This window comes from Niallia taxi (genome assembly GCF_032818155.1).
GTDB classification, from domain to species: domain Bacteria; phylum Bacillota; class Bacilli; order Bacillales; family Cytobacillaceae; genus Niallia; species Niallia taxi_A.
The window spans coordinates 1897941-1916026 of sequence record NZ_CP102589.1 but is presented as its reverse complement, the minus strand read 5'-3'; the positions used below and the strand labels follow the sequence as shown (position 1 = coordinate 1916026).

Annotated in this window: 18 protein-coding genes; 4 read left to right on the top strand and 14 right to left on the bottom strand. The window is 38.7% G+C overall.

Going from position 1 to position 18086, the window contains the following annotated elements; all coding sequences use genetic code 11:
• Window positions 1-206: 206 nt before the first annotated feature.
• The 4 genes from NQZ71_RS09460 to NQZ71_RS09445 form a co-directional block, all read right to left on the bottom strand.
• Complete coding sequence (locus NQZ71_RS09460; RefSeq protein WP_144452892.1) at window positions 207-563, bottom strand: CotD family spore coat protein; 357 nt, start codon at window positions 561-563, stop codon at window positions 207-209.
• Window positions 564-892: 329 nt separating this feature from the next.
• Window positions 893-2158 (bottom strand): ribonuclease H-like domain-containing protein, encoded by a 1266-nt coding sequence (locus NQZ71_RS09455; RefSeq protein WP_144452890.1) that lies wholly within the window; start codon window positions 2156-2158, stop codon window positions 893-895.
• A gap of 58 nt (window positions 2159-2216) precedes the next feature.
• On the bottom strand, window positions 2217-4463 hold the full coding sequence (locus tag NQZ71_RS09450; RefSeq protein ID WP_144453396.1) for a DEAD/DEAH box helicase: 2247 nt from the start codon (window positions 4461-4463) through the stop codon (window positions 2217-2219).
• Between the two features lie 204 nt (window positions 4464-4667).
• Window positions 4668-5453, bottom strand: a complete 786-nt coding sequence (locus NQZ71_RS09445; RefSeq protein ID WP_317011712.1) for an alpha/beta fold hydrolase — start codon at window positions 5451-5453, stop codon at window positions 4668-4670.
• A 173-nt stretch (window positions 5454-5626) separates the two neighbouring features.
• Here NQZ71_RS09445 and NQZ71_RS09440 point away from each other — a divergent pair, with 173 nt between their 5' ends.
• On the top strand, window positions 5627-6103 hold the full coding sequence (locus NQZ71_RS09440) for an Hsp20/alpha crystallin family protein (protein WP_317011711.1): 477 nt from the start codon (window positions 5627-5629) through the stop codon (window positions 6101-6103).
• Window positions 6104-6222: 119 nt separating this feature from the next.
• Window positions 6223-6375: a YpzG family protein gene (locus tag NQZ71_RS09435; protein WP_144452884.1), complete on the top strand. Its 153-nt coding sequence runs from the start codon at window positions 6223-6225 to the stop codon at window positions 6373-6375.
• A gap of 68 nt (window positions 6376-6443) precedes the next feature.
• On the opposite strand, the gene NQZ71_RS09430 is transcribed toward NQZ71_RS09435, so the two are convergent.
• The 4 genes from NQZ71_RS09430 to NQZ71_RS09415 all read right to left on the bottom strand — a co-directional run bounded on the left by NQZ71_RS09430 (window position 6444) and on the right by NQZ71_RS09415 (window position 8933).
• A complete protein-coding gene (locus NQZ71_RS09430) occupies window positions 6444-6989 on the bottom strand; it encodes a YppG family protein (RefSeq protein WP_260054831.1) in 546 nt (181 codons plus the stop codon).
• Between the two features lie 149 nt (window positions 6990-7138).
• Complete coding sequence (locus NQZ71_RS09425) at window positions 7139-7495, bottom strand: YppE family protein (protein ID WP_317011710.1); 357 nt, start codon at window positions 7493-7495, stop codon at window positions 7139-7141.
• A 51-nt stretch (window positions 7496-7546) separates the two neighbouring features.
• A complete protein-coding gene (locus tag NQZ71_RS09420; protein WP_260054830.1) occupies window positions 7547-7804 on the bottom strand; it encodes a hypothetical protein in 258 nt (85 codons plus the stop codon).
• A 136-nt stretch (window positions 7805-7940) separates the two neighbouring features.
• Window positions 7941-8933: a DUF2515 family protein gene (locus NQZ71_RS09415; RefSeq protein WP_144452876.1), complete on the bottom strand. Its 993-nt coding sequence runs from the start codon at window positions 8931-8933 to the stop codon at window positions 7941-7943.
• Between the two features lie 90 nt (window positions 8934-9023).
• Here NQZ71_RS09415 and recU point away from each other — a divergent pair, with 90 nt between their 5' ends.
• A complete protein-coding gene (gene recU / locus NQZ71_RS09410) occupies window positions 9024-9629 on the top strand; it encodes a Holliday junction resolvase RecU (protein WP_275005702.1) in 606 nt (201 codons plus the stop codon).
• A 46-nt stretch (window positions 9630-9675) separates the two neighbouring features.
• Window positions 9676-12414 carry a transglycosylase domain-containing protein gene (locus NQZ71_RS09405; RefSeq protein WP_317011709.1) on the top strand — a complete coding sequence of 913 codons (2739 nt, stop codon included), beginning with the start codon at window positions 9676-9678 and terminating at the stop codon, window positions 12412-12414.
• 34 nt (window positions 12415-12448) lie between these two features.
• Here NQZ71_RS09405 and NQZ71_RS09400 read toward each other — a convergent pair whose 3' ends face one another.
• The 6 genes from NQZ71_RS09400 to NQZ71_RS09375 form a co-directional block, all read right to left on the bottom strand.
• Window positions 12449-12961 carry a YpoC family protein gene (locus NQZ71_RS09400; RefSeq protein ID WP_260054828.1) on the bottom strand — a complete coding sequence of 171 codons (513 nt, stop codon included), beginning with the start codon at window positions 12959-12961 and terminating at the stop codon, window positions 12449-12451.
• Entirely contained in the window at window positions 12958-13617 is a 660-nt protein-coding gene (gene nth, locus NQZ71_RS09395; RefSeq protein WP_144452871.1) for an endonuclease III, read from the bottom strand. The genes NQZ71_RS09400 and nth overlap by 4 nt, the downstream gene beginning before the upstream one ends.
• Before the next feature lie 157 nt (window positions 13618-13774).
• A complete protein-coding gene (locus NQZ71_RS09390) occupies window positions 13775-14479 on the bottom strand; it encodes a DnaD domain-containing protein (protein WP_275005707.1) in 705 nt (234 codons plus the stop codon).
• A gap of 177 nt (window positions 14480-14656) precedes the next feature.
• Complete coding sequence (asnS, locus tag NQZ71_RS09385; RefSeq protein WP_150908953.1) at window positions 14657-15949, bottom strand: asparagine--tRNA ligase; 1293 nt, start codon at window positions 15947-15949, stop codon at window positions 14657-14659.
• A 295-nt stretch (window positions 15950-16244) separates the two neighbouring features.
• On the bottom strand, window positions 16245-17447 hold the full coding sequence (locus NQZ71_RS09380; protein ID WP_144452867.1) for a pyridoxal phosphate-dependent aminotransferase: 1203 nt from the start codon (window positions 17445-17447) through the stop codon (window positions 16245-16247).
• Between the two features lie 117 nt (window positions 17448-17564).
• Window positions 17565-18038 carry a cell wall elongation regulator TseB-like domain-containing protein gene (locus NQZ71_RS09375; protein ID WP_144452865.1) on the bottom strand — a complete coding sequence of 158 codons (474 nt, stop codon included), beginning with the start codon at window positions 18036-18038 and terminating at the stop codon, window positions 17565-17567.
• Window positions 18039-18086: the final 48 nt, after the last annotated feature.

Here is an 18086-nt window from a genome sequence, read left to right as displayed (position 1 = left end):
TTCTGCACTTATTTAACCTTAATTAATCTATTTCTGTTCCTTATAAAAAATAACCACATTATTTACAATTTTTGCAAATAAGACTTAGTTATTTCTCCATATGAACCATTATAAGCATTTTTGGCAAAAAGAGAAATTTTTTTCCTCGAGTTCATATTAAATGGCTGCCGAGTGAAAATTGGCAGCCATGAAAGTTTTAGTAAGTTTTATCTTCTAGGAAAACCACCTGGGAATCCACCCTGGAATCCACCTGGGAAACCGCCTGGAGCTCCTCCAGGAAAAGCTGTTCCAGTAGCTGTAAATGGAACGCCACCAGTTTGTGCAGGTTGTTGAGGCATTGGGAATGGAACTGGTGCTGGCCCCATATTTGCTTGCGTGTTTGTCACCACATTTTGTACAGATTGTGTTTGTGGGAAGAAATGTTGGTGCTCATAATTCACGTGGTTTACTGTAGTAGTATGAGTTGGGTGAATATGAGGAACAATATTGTTTTGGAACGTGTGGTTCACGCAACATTTAGTTGGGTGACAGATTGCTGGTAATACATTAGGTTTGCAATGCATTTTAAAATCTCCTCTCCGTTTTGTATAATTATCTTACAGTAACAACTTATGTCGGGAGAGGTTATCTTGTACTAATACAAACACCTAAATTTCAGTTAATTTATTTATTCATAATAAAGCGTATAGATTTTCTTTTAATGACGAAAATAGGATGGCAGTCAGGCAAACAACAACAAAAAACATGAACATTACGACTTTATACAACATGCACACTCCAATAACTTGTAAAATATTGTTTGAAAATGAAGGGATTTATCAGTTCTATCTTATTTTAATAGGAAAGGTTGCTTAAGACAACAAGGTAAATAGTGGCTTTTTAATTTTCCCACTTAGGTTAATATACCTATTTTCCTCTGCAAGCGCAGCTCCCTTTTGTGAATATCTGTTAATAAGCGGGGCTTTTCAGCATATTCTGTTCCCTCTATCAGCATAAATGCTCTTTTTGTATACGCTAATGCTTTTTCTAAATCCTTCACTTTATGTTCCAGGAGTTTTGCTGCTTCAATATAGGACTCAAACACTATCTTATTGTCTACCTTGCCCTCTGCTTCAATAATACCCTCCCATAGTAATGTTGCTTCCGTATAGTTTTTTTCCTTTTTGTATTGCTTTGCCAAGATGAATTTTGCCATTACATTTTCTTCACTGCTTCCATCTATGATGGCTGACAGACTTTCAACAGCTTGTGCGTTTTCTCCTAAGGAAGCATACCATCTGCCGACCTCGTATGTTTCTCTAGCCGACATATTGACATCCTTGTTTAATAATTGAAAGCTGATATGTGTGTAAAGTGTTATGAGGGAGAGAATATCTATCTCGTTATGCTTTAATATCCCAAGCATGCCTTCTGGGTCTTTTCTTTCTACGAAATCAAAATATATCATTGGCGCAAGAAAACCAGGAATATCATCATGTCTTTCCACACCAAGGACTTCCTTTTCAACAATGGAAAGCTTTGTTCGTTCTAGCTTATGCTTCCACATTCTTCGTGAAGCATGATATAAATCAAAATGGCCAAATTCAGGAAGCTTCGGCACATGCTCCTTCACGAACACATGCCTTGTCTTAACTTGTGGCCAGTCAAAGGCTTTGCCATTATAGGTAACTAGTGTTGTATAATCCACATTCTCCAAAAAGCTTTTAAACAGTGGCACCTCTGCACCGGGATTCGGCAAAATATGCTGCTTCAGCACAATTTCTGCATCCTTCACAACTGCATACCCAAGGATAAAGATACTATTGCCAGCTCCTCCTCCTAATCCAGTCGTCTCCGTGTCAAAAAAGAACAGGTCTTCTGCCTTGTGTCCTTTAGCGGACAACGGATGACGATAATCAGACTGATTCCATGCATGTACACTTGTCAAAAAATCTTGAAAGGCATAGTTGCCGTGTTCAAAGGAAATTGGATATCTGACCTCACGTATGAGGCAGTATTTATCATCCACCCAATAAGGAGTGACATTCTCACTTGCCCATACATCCAAAAAAGGAATTTCTACTCCTTTTGGCTCAGGCTCAGAAACTGGTGGCTCCTGACTGCTTGTGCCAGTATTTAAATGTGGTTTTAAACGCTGCAATTTATTTTTAATAGACATGGCTTCTCCTATAATAAGTTCCTATTAAACATGAATATTAATCTTTTAATTTATCATGTTAAAACATATCAAGTATTCTAATGCTTTTTGCCTTTGCGGCAATCCCTTCTATTTCGGTTCCGATACATGCAGGGCAGCCATCGTCGCACGGGCATTTTTGGATGAGGTTTTTTGCTGCGGCCTTCACATGTTCAAACCGCTTATAAACGTCTTCTGCCAGTCCAATTCCACCTGGATAGTGATCGTACAAGAAGATTGTCGGCAGTCCTGTATGATTTGCTTTAATTTGTGAAACAACATGAATATCATTACGATCACACATTACATGTACTGGTACTACATGCTGAAGAACATTGGAGATTCCTAATAGCAGCTGTTCTAAAGTCTTTTCCCCAATACTTTCATCTATCTCTTTTAGTTCAAGCCAGGCAGCACTTGTATGAAGCTCTTCTTCTGGCAGATGTATCGGACCAGATCCGATGTTTTCAAATGTTGACAGCTTGATTTTTTTAAAGATGGAAGGAAGAATATTAATGGAGACGTCTCCATAATGAATAGCTGTTTTTTGCCTGTTTTCACTCTTATCTATTTCCAAAACTTTCAGCTGTACGGCGAGATTTGCATCTGTGTAGTATTCAACATCCACCTCGCGAACGTACGCCTTCTTATGGTCCCAATCAAGCTTTTCCACTTGAAACTGCGTACCTTCATGCAAGTAAATAGCCTCATCATGCAATAAGGTCATCGCACTAAATCTGTCCATCTCTCCGATAATTTTATGGTTTGCTGTATCCGATTGATCAATAATTACTACATTTTCCTGTGAAGCAGAGCGCAAACTGATATTGCCTGCAGGAAAAGACTGGTTAGCCCAGTAAAACGTATTGCCATTTTGGTGAATTACTTTTTCCTCTACTAAATATTCAAGAATATCTTGAACATCGAGCGGTCCAAATTCTTCCTTTTCTTTTAATGGCAGCTCATACGCCGCGCATTTTAAATGATCAACTAAAATGATCAAATTCTCTGGGTTGATTCTTGCTGATTCTGGTGTTTTGTCAAAAAAATAGTCTGGATTTTGAACAATATACTGATCAATTGGTGTAGAGCTTGCCACCATTAATATAAGTGCTTCCCCATGCCTTCTGCCAGCGCGTCCTGCCTGTTGCCATGTACTTGCAACACTGCCAGGATATCCTGTCATCACACACACCTGCAATTGTCCGATATCAACACCAAGCTCTAGAGCGTTTGTGCTCACTACCCCTAAAATATCGCCATCGCGCAGTCCCTTTTCAATTTCCCGGCGCTGTTTCGGAAGATATCCCCCGCGATAGCCTCTAATCGATTTCGGTCCAATTTTATCTTTGACGAGTTCCTGTATGTGGCTCAAAATTATTTCAACTCTCACCCTGCTCCGAGCAAAAACAATTGTCTGGATTTTGTTTTTTAAGAAATTTTTAGCAAGCTGATTTACTTCAACTGTTGCGCTTTTGCGGATATTCAGCGGTTTATTTACAATTGGCGGGTTATAAAAAACAAAATGCTTTCTGCCTCTTGGTGCCCCGTTATCGTCAATGAGACGCATTGGATTGCCTGTCAGCTGTTCTGCCAATTCTTTTGGGTTTGCAATGGTTGCAGAAGTGCAAATAAAGATTGGCTCACTGCCATAAAACTTGCAAATCCGCTTCAGTCTCCTAATTACATTAGCCACATGGCTACCAAAAACGCCCCGATATGTATGCAGTTCATCTATAACGACATACTTTAGATTCTCAAATAAGCTGACCCACTTTGTGTGATGCGGCAATATGGCTGAATGAAGCATATCAGGATTTGTAATGACAATATGTCCGGCTTTCCTGACAACCTGACGAATTGTTGGTGACGTATCACCATCATACGTGTAGCTTTTAATGTCAATGCCCATCTCATTGATAATTTCATTCAACTCACTTTTTTGATCTTGTGCCAACGCCTTTGTTGGAAAAATATAAAGGGCGCGATTTGCGTCATTTTCTGCAATGGACTGAAGAACAGGCAAGTTATAGCATAATGTTTTACCTGAAGCAGTGGGGGTTACTGCAACGATATTTTCACCCTTTTGCAATGTTTCGTAAGCTGAATATTGGTGGCTGTATAATTCGCCAATCCCCCTTTTTTGCAATGCAAGCTTAATTCTATTGTCGACACTTTCTGGCATTGGCCTGGTTTTTGCTTCCTGTGGCTCCATCTCATGCCAGTTGATGATATTTTCATTTTTCCTTAATTCTTCAATAAGTTCAGAAAGTGATTTTTTTCTTATCATGCTTATCCCTTCACCTCTTGTACCTAATATACCGAATAAACGTTTGGTTTTCCAGCATATAAATGAAAAGAAAAAGGACCTGTTTTCATCAAGCCCTTTTCTCCAATATTTCACATCTAAAATTATGTTGGCACACAAGCACTTTAAGGTTTTTTGCCTTTAAACCGATCATAAATCCTTCCAGCAATTACCTTGAACTTTTTAGCTCCCGATAAATTCTGCCAGTATAGAAAGAAGGCCGTCTGGGTTTTCAATCATGCCCATATGTCCTGCATCAAGGTCTTTCACCACTACAAATGGAGCTGAGGAGTTTATTGCCCTGTCTTTAGGAACAATCTTATCAAACTGTCCCTGCACAAGCAGAAATGGAATCTCCTGATTATCGATTACTGCATTCCGGTCTGAGCGCTTTCTCATAGCTGCCAATGTTTCCATTGCAGCAAGAGGATCTGTGTTATATCCAATCTCCTTCACGTCTTCGACATCTGCGGGATTTGCAGCCATATACTTATCTGCAAACAAATTAGGGATAAGACCATCAATAAACGTTTGTATTCCTAAATCTTGAATCTTTTCAATTGCTTTTAGCCTGCCTGCTTTCCCTTCATCACTATCTGGATAAGCTGTCGAGTGAATAAGCCCATATCCTTTCAGGCTTTCTGGAAATAGCTCTGCAAATGCCAATGTGACATATCCGCCAAGCGAGTGGCCAAAAAGATACACAGAATCTAATCCTATCCTGTCTAAGAGGACTTTCACGTCCCTTGCTAGATCCTCCATTTCAAATGCTGCTCCATCAAAGGTTGAACGACCATGGCCACGCAGATCAACTGCAATTATATGATATGTATTAGACAATGGTTCGATTATTTTTTTCCAGTAATCAGAACTTCCACAAAATCCGTGAATAAGGACAACTGTGTTTGCATGGCTTTTTCCTTTTTCTACATATGCCAGCTCCCGATTGTCTATTGTTACTATTTCCATAACTATTAACTCCTTATATGCTTTGTTTTTAATTTTATTTTAGCTATTTCTCGATTATTTTAAAATAGGTAATTCTCCAGTTTATTTTACCCAATTTTATTGGATAAGCACCCACCTTTCATATGTGCATAAACTAAATCAAAAATGCTTAACAAAAAGGAGGATGTCGCAAGATGTCGCAATTTCCAATAGACCCTAAAAAAAACGATGCCACCAGACAGGAGAACTTTGGATTTTTCAAAAAATCCATGAACCAATTTTTTCAGGAAAAGCCTGTAAAGAACTTCCTGCAATCAATGGATGAGTTTTTCAGCAATCCTTTTCCTAATGTTTCCTTTCCTGTTTCTGTTAAGGAAACAGAGAACGAACATGTCATCACAGCAGAGCTGCCAGGAGTAAACAAAGAACAAATACACATAGATATAATTGATAACCGTATTACAATTAGTGTTACCCATTTAGAGCTTGTTCAAGAGGAAAATAATAAGCAGCAAATCATTCATAAAAGCCAAACATACAAGCAAAATGCAAGAACAATAGCTCTCCCCTATCCTGTCGTCGAAAATAAAGTAAGAGCAGTTTATCAAAATGGACTGTTGACAATCACTGTCAAAAAACAAAAAGGGAAAAAAATCAGTATCCATTCATAATATAAAAATCTAGTCGAGACTAAAGAAATGATAATTGACACATACTAAAGGATGTTCCACAAAGGTTCATTCCTTTTTGGACATTCCTTTTTCTTTAAATCTTGCTAAGAGGTGATTTGATGAGCTACAAAGATAATTTGGATTCTCATTCTGAGCTTTTTCATCACAATTGGACTAGACCTAAACGTTCCAAGTCTCAAGTAAATGGACATACGGAAATTTCTAGGAATAATCTTATTTTGCGAAGCAATGCAAAAGCCCATCGCTGGTAAGAGAAAAGAAAAGGCAAAAAAAACTTGCTGCTTTTGGCAGCAAGTTTTTTTATGTTCTAACCTGCCTGCTACACTTTGAATATTCCTCCTACCCCCTTGACCACACCTGTAACCTGATTCATCGCATTCATCATCATTCCTGCTGTATCAAGCATTTTATTGAAGTCAAATGTGCCATCCTGGGTTTTGAATGAATTCATTAACCCTTTCATATTGCCTTGTTTTTTGGGGATAAATGATTGCTTCGGATACGGATTCATATATTGCTGTTGCATGTTTTGCATCATTGGTTGATATGCCTCTTCTTGCTGTTGCAGCGGATTTTGAAACACATTTTGATGGTTTGGCTTATAGCCGTTTTGCGGGTGGAAATAATTTTGTTCATAACCAGAATAAGCTTGTTGCTGCTGATAATACGGTTGATTGTTTTCATTGCCGTACATTTGTGCGGCATGATTCTGATTCATCATCCCGTTCCAGCCTTGATTCATATTCATGTATGGATTGAATGCGCGGCCATGCTGCTGTAAGTGAATGTTTTGGGGGTATGAAGCATGGCCGTTCATGTAGGCATGCTCGTAATATGGTGCATGCATATTTATATTTTGGTTCATAGAAAACCCCTCCTGTTCATACTCCCTTTTTATCTTATGAAAAATGTGCCCATTGGTGCCTACTTGGTATTGTAACAACATCAAAAAAAATAATGCTTCCTTGGCAAGGTACAAGTGTACCATCATTGCCAGAAACATTATGCTGATCTTTATAGTCTGTCTAAAACAGTCTGTAATATATATTGTACTGACTTGGCTGAATCCATAAATCTTTTTCTACTTGTTTCCTTATAAAAGGCTTGAATTGACATAACTTCCAAATGATCAGACGCTGTGCTAATTTGACTTGGATGAAGATAAAGCGGCTTTTCTGTTTTCACCCATAATTCTGCTATTTCCTTCCACTCTGCATTCAGTTCTGCTACTTTGTTTGCATATGGCCTAACTACCTCGTAAAAATCCTTGCTTTTCTGGCTTGCTTTAACTTTTTGGAAGACGTCAACCAAATACTCAGCACAAGCATGTAATTCTTCTGTTAATTCTCTCAAACGTTGACTATTCATCATAACTGCACTCCATTACCCGTAACACATGTTTTTCCCTCTATTTTATTGCTTTTATGATCCTAGTTCAAGTTTTAAAGATACTGGCCTTTTTAAGATTGCTGTTACATACTCTTTTTCCTCGTGCGTATTAAAGCACCTGCTTTCTATATCTGTAAGCTCTCTTTCCAAATCATCAAGTGTTCTTTCATGCAAAATAATATCCTTCTTAACTGATTCGGTTCTGTTTCTTAATAAAAAATCGAGCTCTTCCACGTCCTCTTGAATTCCTTGCAGCATTTTCAGCAATTCCTCTTTATTATAAACAGACATTTAATCCCCTCCAAGCGCCATTTTGTGTATACTGAATTCTCCTTTTTCCTTTTAACTCCTGCACGCATGACAAAACTAGAAGTGATTCGTCAAAGAAAGCAAGAATTCACCAATCCCCCCTTCATTGATTCGACATTTACCTTTTCTTCCAATATAAAAAAATTGTTTCTAGCTTTATGAGCTTATGCAGCTGTTCTTGTTTATTTTTATACCAGTCTGTAATTAAAATAGCTTCTTTAAATGGGGGTGCGTGTTTTTTCCACTTTGCCTTCACTTTCGTTGTCTTGCTCCAATCTACACTTGTAAATGGTTTTTGTGTCATTATAGGATAGCTCATTCGCAGCATCGGTGTGTTGTTACGGTGTTTAGGGTAAACGTATTTTTCATAATCCGCCCTTGATCCAGTGTGAACAACCTTTAAAGCAAACTCTAAAAAGAAAGGATGCAGATTCTTTTGAAAGAGAATCATATACAGTTCTTTGCCAAGCTCTATCCTGCGGTCCAGTGAACGGAAGGAAGAAACACTTCTTCCGTATATGTCGCCATTTAATGTTGGAAAAAACACAGAGCTAAAGCGAAGCAGGTCTTGAAACCTGTAAGCCAATGTATGAAAAACCTCTTTTTGGAACAGCTTATTTTTTATTATTGGGTTCTCGATCACATTTTGTTCGTTAATGATAAGACTATAGACAAGCCTCTCCTTATTTTTATAGCGCCAAAAGTGCAGCCATTCCTTTTCCATAAAGGAGGAAACAGAAAAATATTGCAGTAAATGAAACATTGGCACATTCTTTTTCGTCGAATACTCATAGAGGAGCAGCTGTGGGTATGCATCCTGGAAAATCATCCAGTTTGCCCGTTCATATGTGGCAAATAAATTGAGTCTGGTTTGCTCGTTTAAAGACAAAGGAAACCAAGTGCCAGCCAAGTCACACATATTCCAGCCTGCATTACGTGACACTAGGCTCGCAAGTAAGGACCAGTGGATTTCTTTGTTCATGGTATAATACTCGAGATAACAATTTGTTCTTGATATATTATCCAAGTTATTTTTTTCTGTTAAATAGCGTATGTCTTTTATAAGTTGCTTCTCTTCAACTGATAAGAAATGCTCATTTATACCTATCACAAAAGACACCTTCTTTTTCGGAAATTATGTTATATTGTTTGTTGTTATCACGAAGTTATTCTTTAAGGTTAGAAGCTGCGAGGTGAAAAGGTGAAACTTCATTATCCAAACGGAAAAAAATACATCCCTGCTGTAAAATCAATTAGCCCATCTGTAAAAAAACAAAGCTACAGCAATCGGGGCATGACACTAGAAGAGGACATTAACATAACCAACCAATACTATTTGGAACTTGGTAAAGCAGTCATCCATAAAAAGCCGACTCCTGTCCAAATTGTTAAAGTAGATTACCCAAAAAGGAGTGCCGCTGTTATAAAAGAGGCATACTTTAAACAGGCGTCTACAACGGATTATAATGGGGTATATAAAGGCAAATACATTGATTTTGAAGCTAAGGAAACAAAGCACGGGACATCCTTCCCGCTTAATAACTTCCATGATCATCAAATTAAGCATATGCGTTCAGTTTGCGATCAAAATGGAATCTGTTTTGTTATTATTCGATTTTCCACAACAGATGAGATATTCTATTTAGAGGCGGAAAAGCTCTTCCTGTTTTGGGATAGAATGATAGAGGGAGGAAGAAAGTCTATAACAAAGGATGAGCTTAACACAAGCGCCCATCCGATAGCACTTGGCTTTCAGGCGAGGATTGACTATATTAGAGTAATAGATTATCTTTATAGCTTCAATTAAGTGATTTCTTTGCTTTTGTTTTTGGAAGAGAAAGGTAGGAACTAGTATGACAGATAAATACCAAACGCGAGAGGAGCGCCGTAAGCAGCTCCAATCAGAGAACAATAAAAAGCCGAAGGAAAAAAAGCCAAAGGGCAAAAAGAAAGGCGCGAAGCAGATCTTCAAACGAGTTTTTCTCGTGCTAATCAGCCTTGGTATCATCGGGATAATTGCAGGGGCAATTACCTTTGCGGTGATGGTAAAGGATGCTCCTGAGCTTAATGCAAGTGTCTTAAAGGACTCCATTTCCTCGACTATTTATGACATGGATGACAAACCAATTGAAAAGATCGGAGCCGTTAACAGGGATTATGTTAAGTATGAGGATATTCCCGAGCTTGTTAAGGATGCATTTATCGCTACAGAGGACTCCCGATTCTTTAAGCATCATGGTATTGATCCGATTCGTTTAGGCGGTGCAGTTATTGCCAACTTTACAAACGGCTTTGGATCCGAAGGAGCAAGTACAATCACACAGCAGGTTGTGAAAAACTTCTTCTTTAACCAGCCGCAAAAAACACTGTCTCGTAAAGCACAGGAAGCTTGGCTTGCAATCCAGCTTGAGCGTAAGTATACGAAGCAGGAAATATTCGAAATGTATGTAAACAAAATATTCATGTCAGAAAACATGAGCGGTGTTAAAACAGCTGCAAAGATTTACTTTGATAAGGACTTGGATGAGCTAACATTGCCAGAAGCGGCAATGCTTGCAGGTATGCCACAGGCACCAAACGCATACAATCCATTTAAAAACCCGGATAGAGCAGAAAAGCGCCGTAATATTGTCTTGTCATTAATGAATCAGCATGGATATATTAATGATTCTGAAATGAAGGAAGCACAAGCTGCCTCATTAACAGATTCACTTGTAGCAGAAGATAAAAGAGAAACTTCTGATATGAAATATGATCCATTTATTAAGCAAGTTATTTCCGAAATCGAGGATAAATATCCAGATGTGAATGTGTATACAGATGGTTTGGAAATTCATACAACATTGGATACAAAGGCACAGGATTATGTTGATAAAGTTATGTATGAAGGCAATATCGTCGAATTCCCTGATGAGGACTTCCAAGCGGGTATCAGCTTGCTTGATACGAAAACTGGCGGAATTCTCGCACTTGGCGGTGACCGTGATCCTGATGTGAAGCTCGGCTTCAACTACGCAACAGAAAATCCGCGTCAGCCTGGTTCAACAATCAAACCAATCCTTGACTATGGTCCTGCAATTGAGTATTTAAAATGGGGAACATATGAAACGGTTGAGGATAAGCCGACAACGTATAATGATACAGCTAAAACGCCTATCAATAACTTTGATAACAAGTTCCTTGGTTCGATGTCTATTCGTGAGGCATTAGCACGATCTCGAAATATTCCAGCATTGGAAGCATTCCGTGCGGCTGGGGCCGATAACGCGCAGCAATTCGCAAGCAACTTAGGTATTACACTTAATGAAATGTACGAATCATATTCTATCGGTGGACTTGGTGGTAAAGATCAAGGAATTACTAGCCTTCAGCTTGCCGGAGCGTATAGTGCGTTTGGTAATGAAGGAGTATACAATACACCTCACTCTGTCCGCTACTTTACATTAAATGATGGCACAAAAATTAATATGGAGCCTGAATCAGAAGTGGCAATGCAGGATTATACAGCGTTTATGATTACAGACATGCTGAAAAGCGTTGTTAACTCATCATATGGTACAGGATCAACTGCAAACGTTCCTGGCTTGCCGATGGCAGGTAAAACAGGTACGACAAACTATTCTACTGATGAAATGCAAAAATATAATATTCCAGCAGGCGCTTCACCTGATGCCTGGTTTGCGGGATATACAACGAATTACACAATGGCAGTTTGGACCGGTTATGAAAAAAGGCAGAACTACTTGCGTTCAAACACGGTCAGCAATGACCAAAGAATTGCCCAGCTGCTCTTTAAAAACATCATGCAATACATTTCGCAAGATGTGGAAACAGCCGATTTCAAAATGCCTGACAGTGTAGAAAAGGTCAGCATTGAAAAAGGCACATATCCGGCAAGACTTGCAAGCAGCTACACACCTAGCAGCCAAATCTTGACTGAATATGCGGTCAAGGGCAATATGGTTCAAAAGGTTTCGGAGAAGTACAATAAGCTAGATCCGGCCAAAAACGCAAAAGCTTCTTATGATAAAGATAATGATGCCGTAAATCTGTCATGGAGCTATGGAGATACAAGTGATGTGAAATTCGATGTGAGTGTAAGCATAAATGGTGGTGCTGCAGAGCAGCTGACAACCACATCTGATACGAGTCTCAAGATTGCTAAACCTGATCCTGACAGTACTTACACCTTTACGATTACAGCTAAGAGCAGCAGCATGACAAGTGACGTTGTTTCCGCATCAGTTAAGGTTCCTGCGAAGCTTGAGGAACAGCCTGCAACAGATGAAAATGAAACGGTCGACGAGGACACAACAACAGATGACCAAAATACAGGCACTGAAGAGGATAAAAAGAACAATAATAATGGTAATGGTAACAACAACGGTAATAACGGCAACGGCAATGGCAATGGCAATGGTAACAACAACGGCAACAACGGTAATGGTAATGGCAACAATAAAGATGAAGATGAAGAAGAAGCTGAAGAACCTGATGAAAATGAAGTTGAGCCAGATGAAAATGAGGCTGATGAATCGACACAGACAGAAGATTCTGCTGACCAATCTCAACAAAGCACAACAACACCATAAAAAAAAATCGTTCTCCTATAGGGGAACGATTTTTTTATTTACGCTTAATCATTTTTATGGCAAACTGTTTTTCCAATTCTTTAAATAACTCATCCAGCTGGCGATAGGAATGATAGCCGCCTGGTCTTGATAGGATGTATAAAAGCCTCTCCAGACCGTTAAACGGCTTTATCTTAAGTTCTTGTGCGAATATACCATCTTTAATGTTAACAGGCATATCATTGGACCAATACAAGCATTCCAAAAACAACCGGATGCCTTTCTCCATAAGAACAACCGTGTTCTTTTTATCCCTGCTTTTAACGGCTTCCTCTACTTCTGAGCTTATCCCTTTCCACAAGATAAAAACAGCAGAAACACATTCTTTTACATTCTCTGCTTGCCAAGGGAGCATAGTTTTATGGCCATGATAAAAGGCTGCATCATGCATAAAGGGACGTTCTGCCTGAAAGGACTCAGCACAAATCACCTCTATTTTTTCGTCTTCTGATTTAAGGGATTGATGCTTCAACTCATTAGGTATATCAAGGAGAATGGGGTTCGTCATACAAGAACACCGGCTTTTTTCATTCGCTTTTTACCTTCTCTGCATTCTGTTAGAAGTGGGCATACCTCACACTGCGGGTTTTGGGCTTTACAATGGTATCTTCCAAAAAATATCATTCGATGATGTGTAACAGACCATTCCTCTTCTGGCACTTTTTTCATTAATGCTTTCTCTACCTCAAGCACAGAGTCCTTCCAACGACAAAAGCCTAATCGTTTGCTAACTCTTTCCACATGGGTATCAACAGCAATCGCCGGAATATTATAGGCAACAGACACAACAACATTAGCTGTTTTTCTTCCAACCCCGGGAAGATTAATCAATTCATCTCTATCCTTTGGAACCTCGCCATTGTATTTTTCTAAAAGCATTTGACACAGCTTTTGAATATTCTTTGCCTTATTTCGAAATAAACCAATAGAACGAATATCATCTTGCAATTCTTCTAATGGCACACTTAAATAGTCCTCTGGTGTTTTATATTTTTGAAATAGGTTTTTTGTTACTTTATTTACTAAAACGTCGGTGCACTGGGCGGATAAAGCAACCGCGATTACTAGTTCAAATGGGTTTGCATGCACAAGCTCACAATGTGCTTCAGGAAACATTTCACCCATTACATCAAGACAATGTCTAATCTGATCTTTTTTCAGCATTTTCTTCAGCCCTTTTTGCTAGTTTTCCCAAAGAAGCAGCTCTTTGGCTATAGATAATCTCTATTAGTTTTCCTTTTTAAAAAAAGCAGAGACTGCCGTTCCCTTCTCCTTATACCACATTAGGAAAAGAGAATTCCAACAGCCTCCTTTTGCTTTTTTATTGCTCCAGCCAATTATAAAATTGAACAGATTTTGTTTTTGGTGCCTCTGGCTCTTGCTCCTTATTACTTCCTTGATAAGAACGGAATTTCTTTCCATGGTTCTGCGCCTGTTGGATTGTTTTGATTCCATTCTTTTTCCATTCAAATAATATCCTGTCAATATAGCGAAAGTTCAGCTTTCCGGAAATAACAGCCTCTTTTAAGGCAGCTTTGATGATGACCGTATCATGATGATCATCGTCAAGCCACATTCCTAATGTCTCTATTTCGAATGGAGACAGCGGTCTGCCAAATTCCTGTTCAAAGCATGTATATAAATCTGTTTCTTTTTTATGATCGACATCCACTTCTTCTTTTCTGTCTGCCGCTATATATTGATCAATTAATTTTTCCCATAGTGGCTCAATAGAATATCGTTCAAAGCGGATGCCAAACTCATTAACACCATCAATGATCGTAATATAGCCCCGACGAATAAGCTGACTTAACATTTCATGGCATTCAACTGAGTCTATCGACATATTTGCGGCAATTTCGGAAGGGGTAGGAAATTCCTTGCCTTTGTCCAAAAAAGCTAGAACTTGAAGCAAAAGAACTAGTTCCTTTTCATTAAGTTTAAGTGTGTGATAATGGGTTAGAAGTGTGGTTGGAATATGGATGTTTCCTTCTTGAAGCCATTTTAACATTACTGATTTATTCATTTAAACACCTCTAATCTAGTATACCAAATTCATTAGATTGCTTGTATCATGGATTCACAGGCAATTGAAGGAAATATTTTGGGTGCTGCTTCCTAATAACAGACAAAAGGAAAGGGAGAATGCATATATTATCTTAAAGATTCAATAGATGCATTCTGCCCTTATCTGTTTTTTATATTATGGATACAAACGGTTCAGCAATCTTGGGAATGGAATTGTTTCTCTTACATGTTCCACACCGCTAATCCAAGCAACTGTTCTTTCCAAGCCTAATCCAAAGCCTGAATGTGGAACAGAGCCATATTTACGAAGCTCTAAATACCATTTATATGTTTCTGCATCCAATTGATGCTCCTGTACACGCTGTTCAAGCAAGTCCATGTCGTGAATACGTTCTGAACCGCCGATAATTTCTCCATAGCCTTCTGGTGCAATCAAGTCAGCACATAAAACAACATCATCTCTGTTCGGGTCTGGCTGCATATAGAATGGCTTTAATGAAGTTGGGTAATGTGTAATGAACACAGGCTTATCGTATGTTTCTGCAATTGCTGTTTCATGCGGAGCCCCAAAATCATCTCCCCATTGAATATCATCAAAGCCTTTTTCATGAAGCAAGCTAATAGCATCATCATAGCTGATACGCGGGAATGGTGCTTTAATTTGCTCAAGCTTTGACAAATCTCTTCCTAATGTTTTCAATTCAAGCTGGCAGTTTGCTAAAACCGATTGAACAATAAAGGAAACATACTCTTCTTGAACTACAAGATTATCCTCAAATTCATAGAAAGCCATTTCCGGTTCAATCATCCAGAACTCAATCAAGTGACGGCGAGTTTTCGATTTTTCGGCACGGAATGTCGGACCAAAGGAGAAAACCTTTCCTAATGCCATTGCAGCAGCTTCCATATAAAGCTGTCCGCTTTGAGACAAGTAAGCATCCTCATCAAAATACTTCGTTGCAAATAGCTCTGTTGTTCCTTCAGGTGCGCTGCCTGTTAAAATTGGCGGATCCACCTTCGCGAAACCATTTTCATTAAAGAACTGATATGTCGCACGTATGATTTCATTTCTAATCTTCATAACCGCATGCTGGCGTTTAGAACGAAGCCATAAATGACGGTTATCCATCAAAAATTCTGTTCCGTGCTCTTTTGGTGTGATTGGATAGTCGACAGATGCATGGATCACTTCAACTCCAGATACAAGAAGCTCGTATCCGAATGGAGAACGCTCGTCCGTTTGTACCTTTCCAGTCACATAAACGGAAGATTCCTGTGTTACAGATTTAGCTGCTTGAAAAACTTCTTCTGGCACATCACTTTTTACGACTACACCTTGTACAAATCCAGTACCGTCACGCAGCTGTAAAAACGCGATTTTTCCACTTGAACGTTTATTGGCAATCCAAGCGCCGATTTTTACTTCTTTATCAACATGTTTAGGTAATTCAGCTATAGTTGATTTAATCACAATATACTCCTCCAAAACCGATAAAATCAAAATTTTATATGTAATAGCAATGCCTTTAGGCAGACCTTTTTTTAAAGAAAAAAGTAAATAATCCACTCTTTTCCTTTAAGGCAGTATTGCTAAAAAAGCAATATTTTTTGCAGATATAAAGTCTATTTTTACTTGCTATCTATCATTACATTATACCCTTCTTAAGTTTCACAATCAACATAATCGCTAACAGGAGCGTATTTTGAGAAAATTCTGTTCTTAAATAAAAAAACGACAAGACTCAGCTTGCCGTTTTTTTTTATTATACTGTTTCTTTTGCTGCTTTGCTTTCGACAAAATGATGGATTCTGTCCACTGCTTTTTCAAGCAGCTCCAAGCTTGTTGCATAAGATAAGCGAATATAATTGTCCGCACCGAAACCAGAGCCAGGAATAACAGCTACAAGCGCTTCTTCCAGCAGGGCACTTACAAATTCATCTGTATCTGTGTAGCCTGTCAATTTCACAGCCTTCTCCACATTCGGGAATAAATAGAAGGCTCCTTTTGGCTTAAGGCAAGTAACACCAGGAATATCATTCAATTTCTGATGAATGATATCCAGTCTTTGACTGAATGCGTCTTTCATTTCCTCAACAGAATCCTGTGGTCCCTCATATGCCTCAATTGTTGCATACTGGGAAGGTGTTGTCGGATTGGAAGTGCTATGGCTTGCAAGGTTCGTCATTGCAGATATAATAGCTTTGTTTCCTGCAGCATAGCCGATACGCCAACCTGTCATGCTGTGTGATTTAGACACACCGTTTATAACGATTGTAGCTTCTTTTAACTCTGGTGAAAGGGAAGCAATGGAAACATGCTCGTTTTCACCATAGACTAACTTTTCATATATTTCATCTGAAATGATCAGAACATTATGCTCAAGACAAATTTCTCCAAGTGCAAGCAATTCTTCTTTCGTATAAATCATACCTGTCGGATTGCTTGGTGAATTGATGATAACTGCTTTTGTTTTTGCAGTAATTGCTGACTTTAGTTGGTCAGGAGTAATTTTAAACTCATTCTCTTCTAGTCCATCCACATATACTGGCACACCATCAGCAAGCTTTACTTGCTCCGGATAGCTCACCCAGTAAGGAATAGGAATGATGACTTCATCTCCCTCATCCAACAGCACTTGAAATAAAGTATACAAACCGTGCTTAGCACCATTTGTAACGATGATTTGATTAGGTTCATAGGCAAGACCCTGATCTCTTTGAAGCTTATTGATAATCGCCTTTTTCAATAGTGGCAGACCTGCCGCCGGCGTATACTTAGTATGACCTTCATTCATGCTTTTCACAGCAGCTTCAATGATATTTTGAGGAGTATTAAAATCTGGTTCGCCTGCCCCCAGACCGATTACATCATGCCCCTCTTCTTTCAAGGATTTTGCTTTTGCTGTAATCGCAAGAGTTGTTGATGGTGTTAAAGCATTTACTCTTTTTGCTAATTGAACATTCATTGTTTTTCTCCTCCAAATATCCATTCTCCGAAAAATTCGATTTATTCCAGCGAGACTCTGACAAGGGAGCAGAGTCGGTCAGGATGATTAAATTATAGATGCTAGGTAAGCATTTGTCTAAATATTTTCAATATTTCTAAGTAATTCTCCTGTTTCAAAGTCAAAATAAAAATAATTTATCAAATCATCATCGGTATGTGCGTATACTTCCCAAACCGGAATACCCTCAAGCATGCCTAGTCGGACAGTATCAATTTTTTTGAGTTCCCTCTCCGATGATATTTTATTAATAACCGCTTGTTTTGTCAGCCCATCTTTTTTGTTTTCAACAGTAATACCATGGGTCTTCTCTTCAATCCAAACAATTACATCTTCTTTATCCTTGTTTTTCCCCTCTACAACATAGTAGCTATCATTACCGTTATAAAGCGAAAATTTATCAATACTCACAACCCCAGCTTCTTCTTTTGCGATTTTTTCTGCGGTCTCCTCTGCTTTTGATACAGGCTTATATGCTGTTACATATGTATAGACGACAATGCCCAGCACAATCACGACAAGCCCAGCACAAGACCAAATCCATTTTTTCATTTCATCACTTCTTTATATATGTTTTTTTAGTTACTAAGGATCAGATGA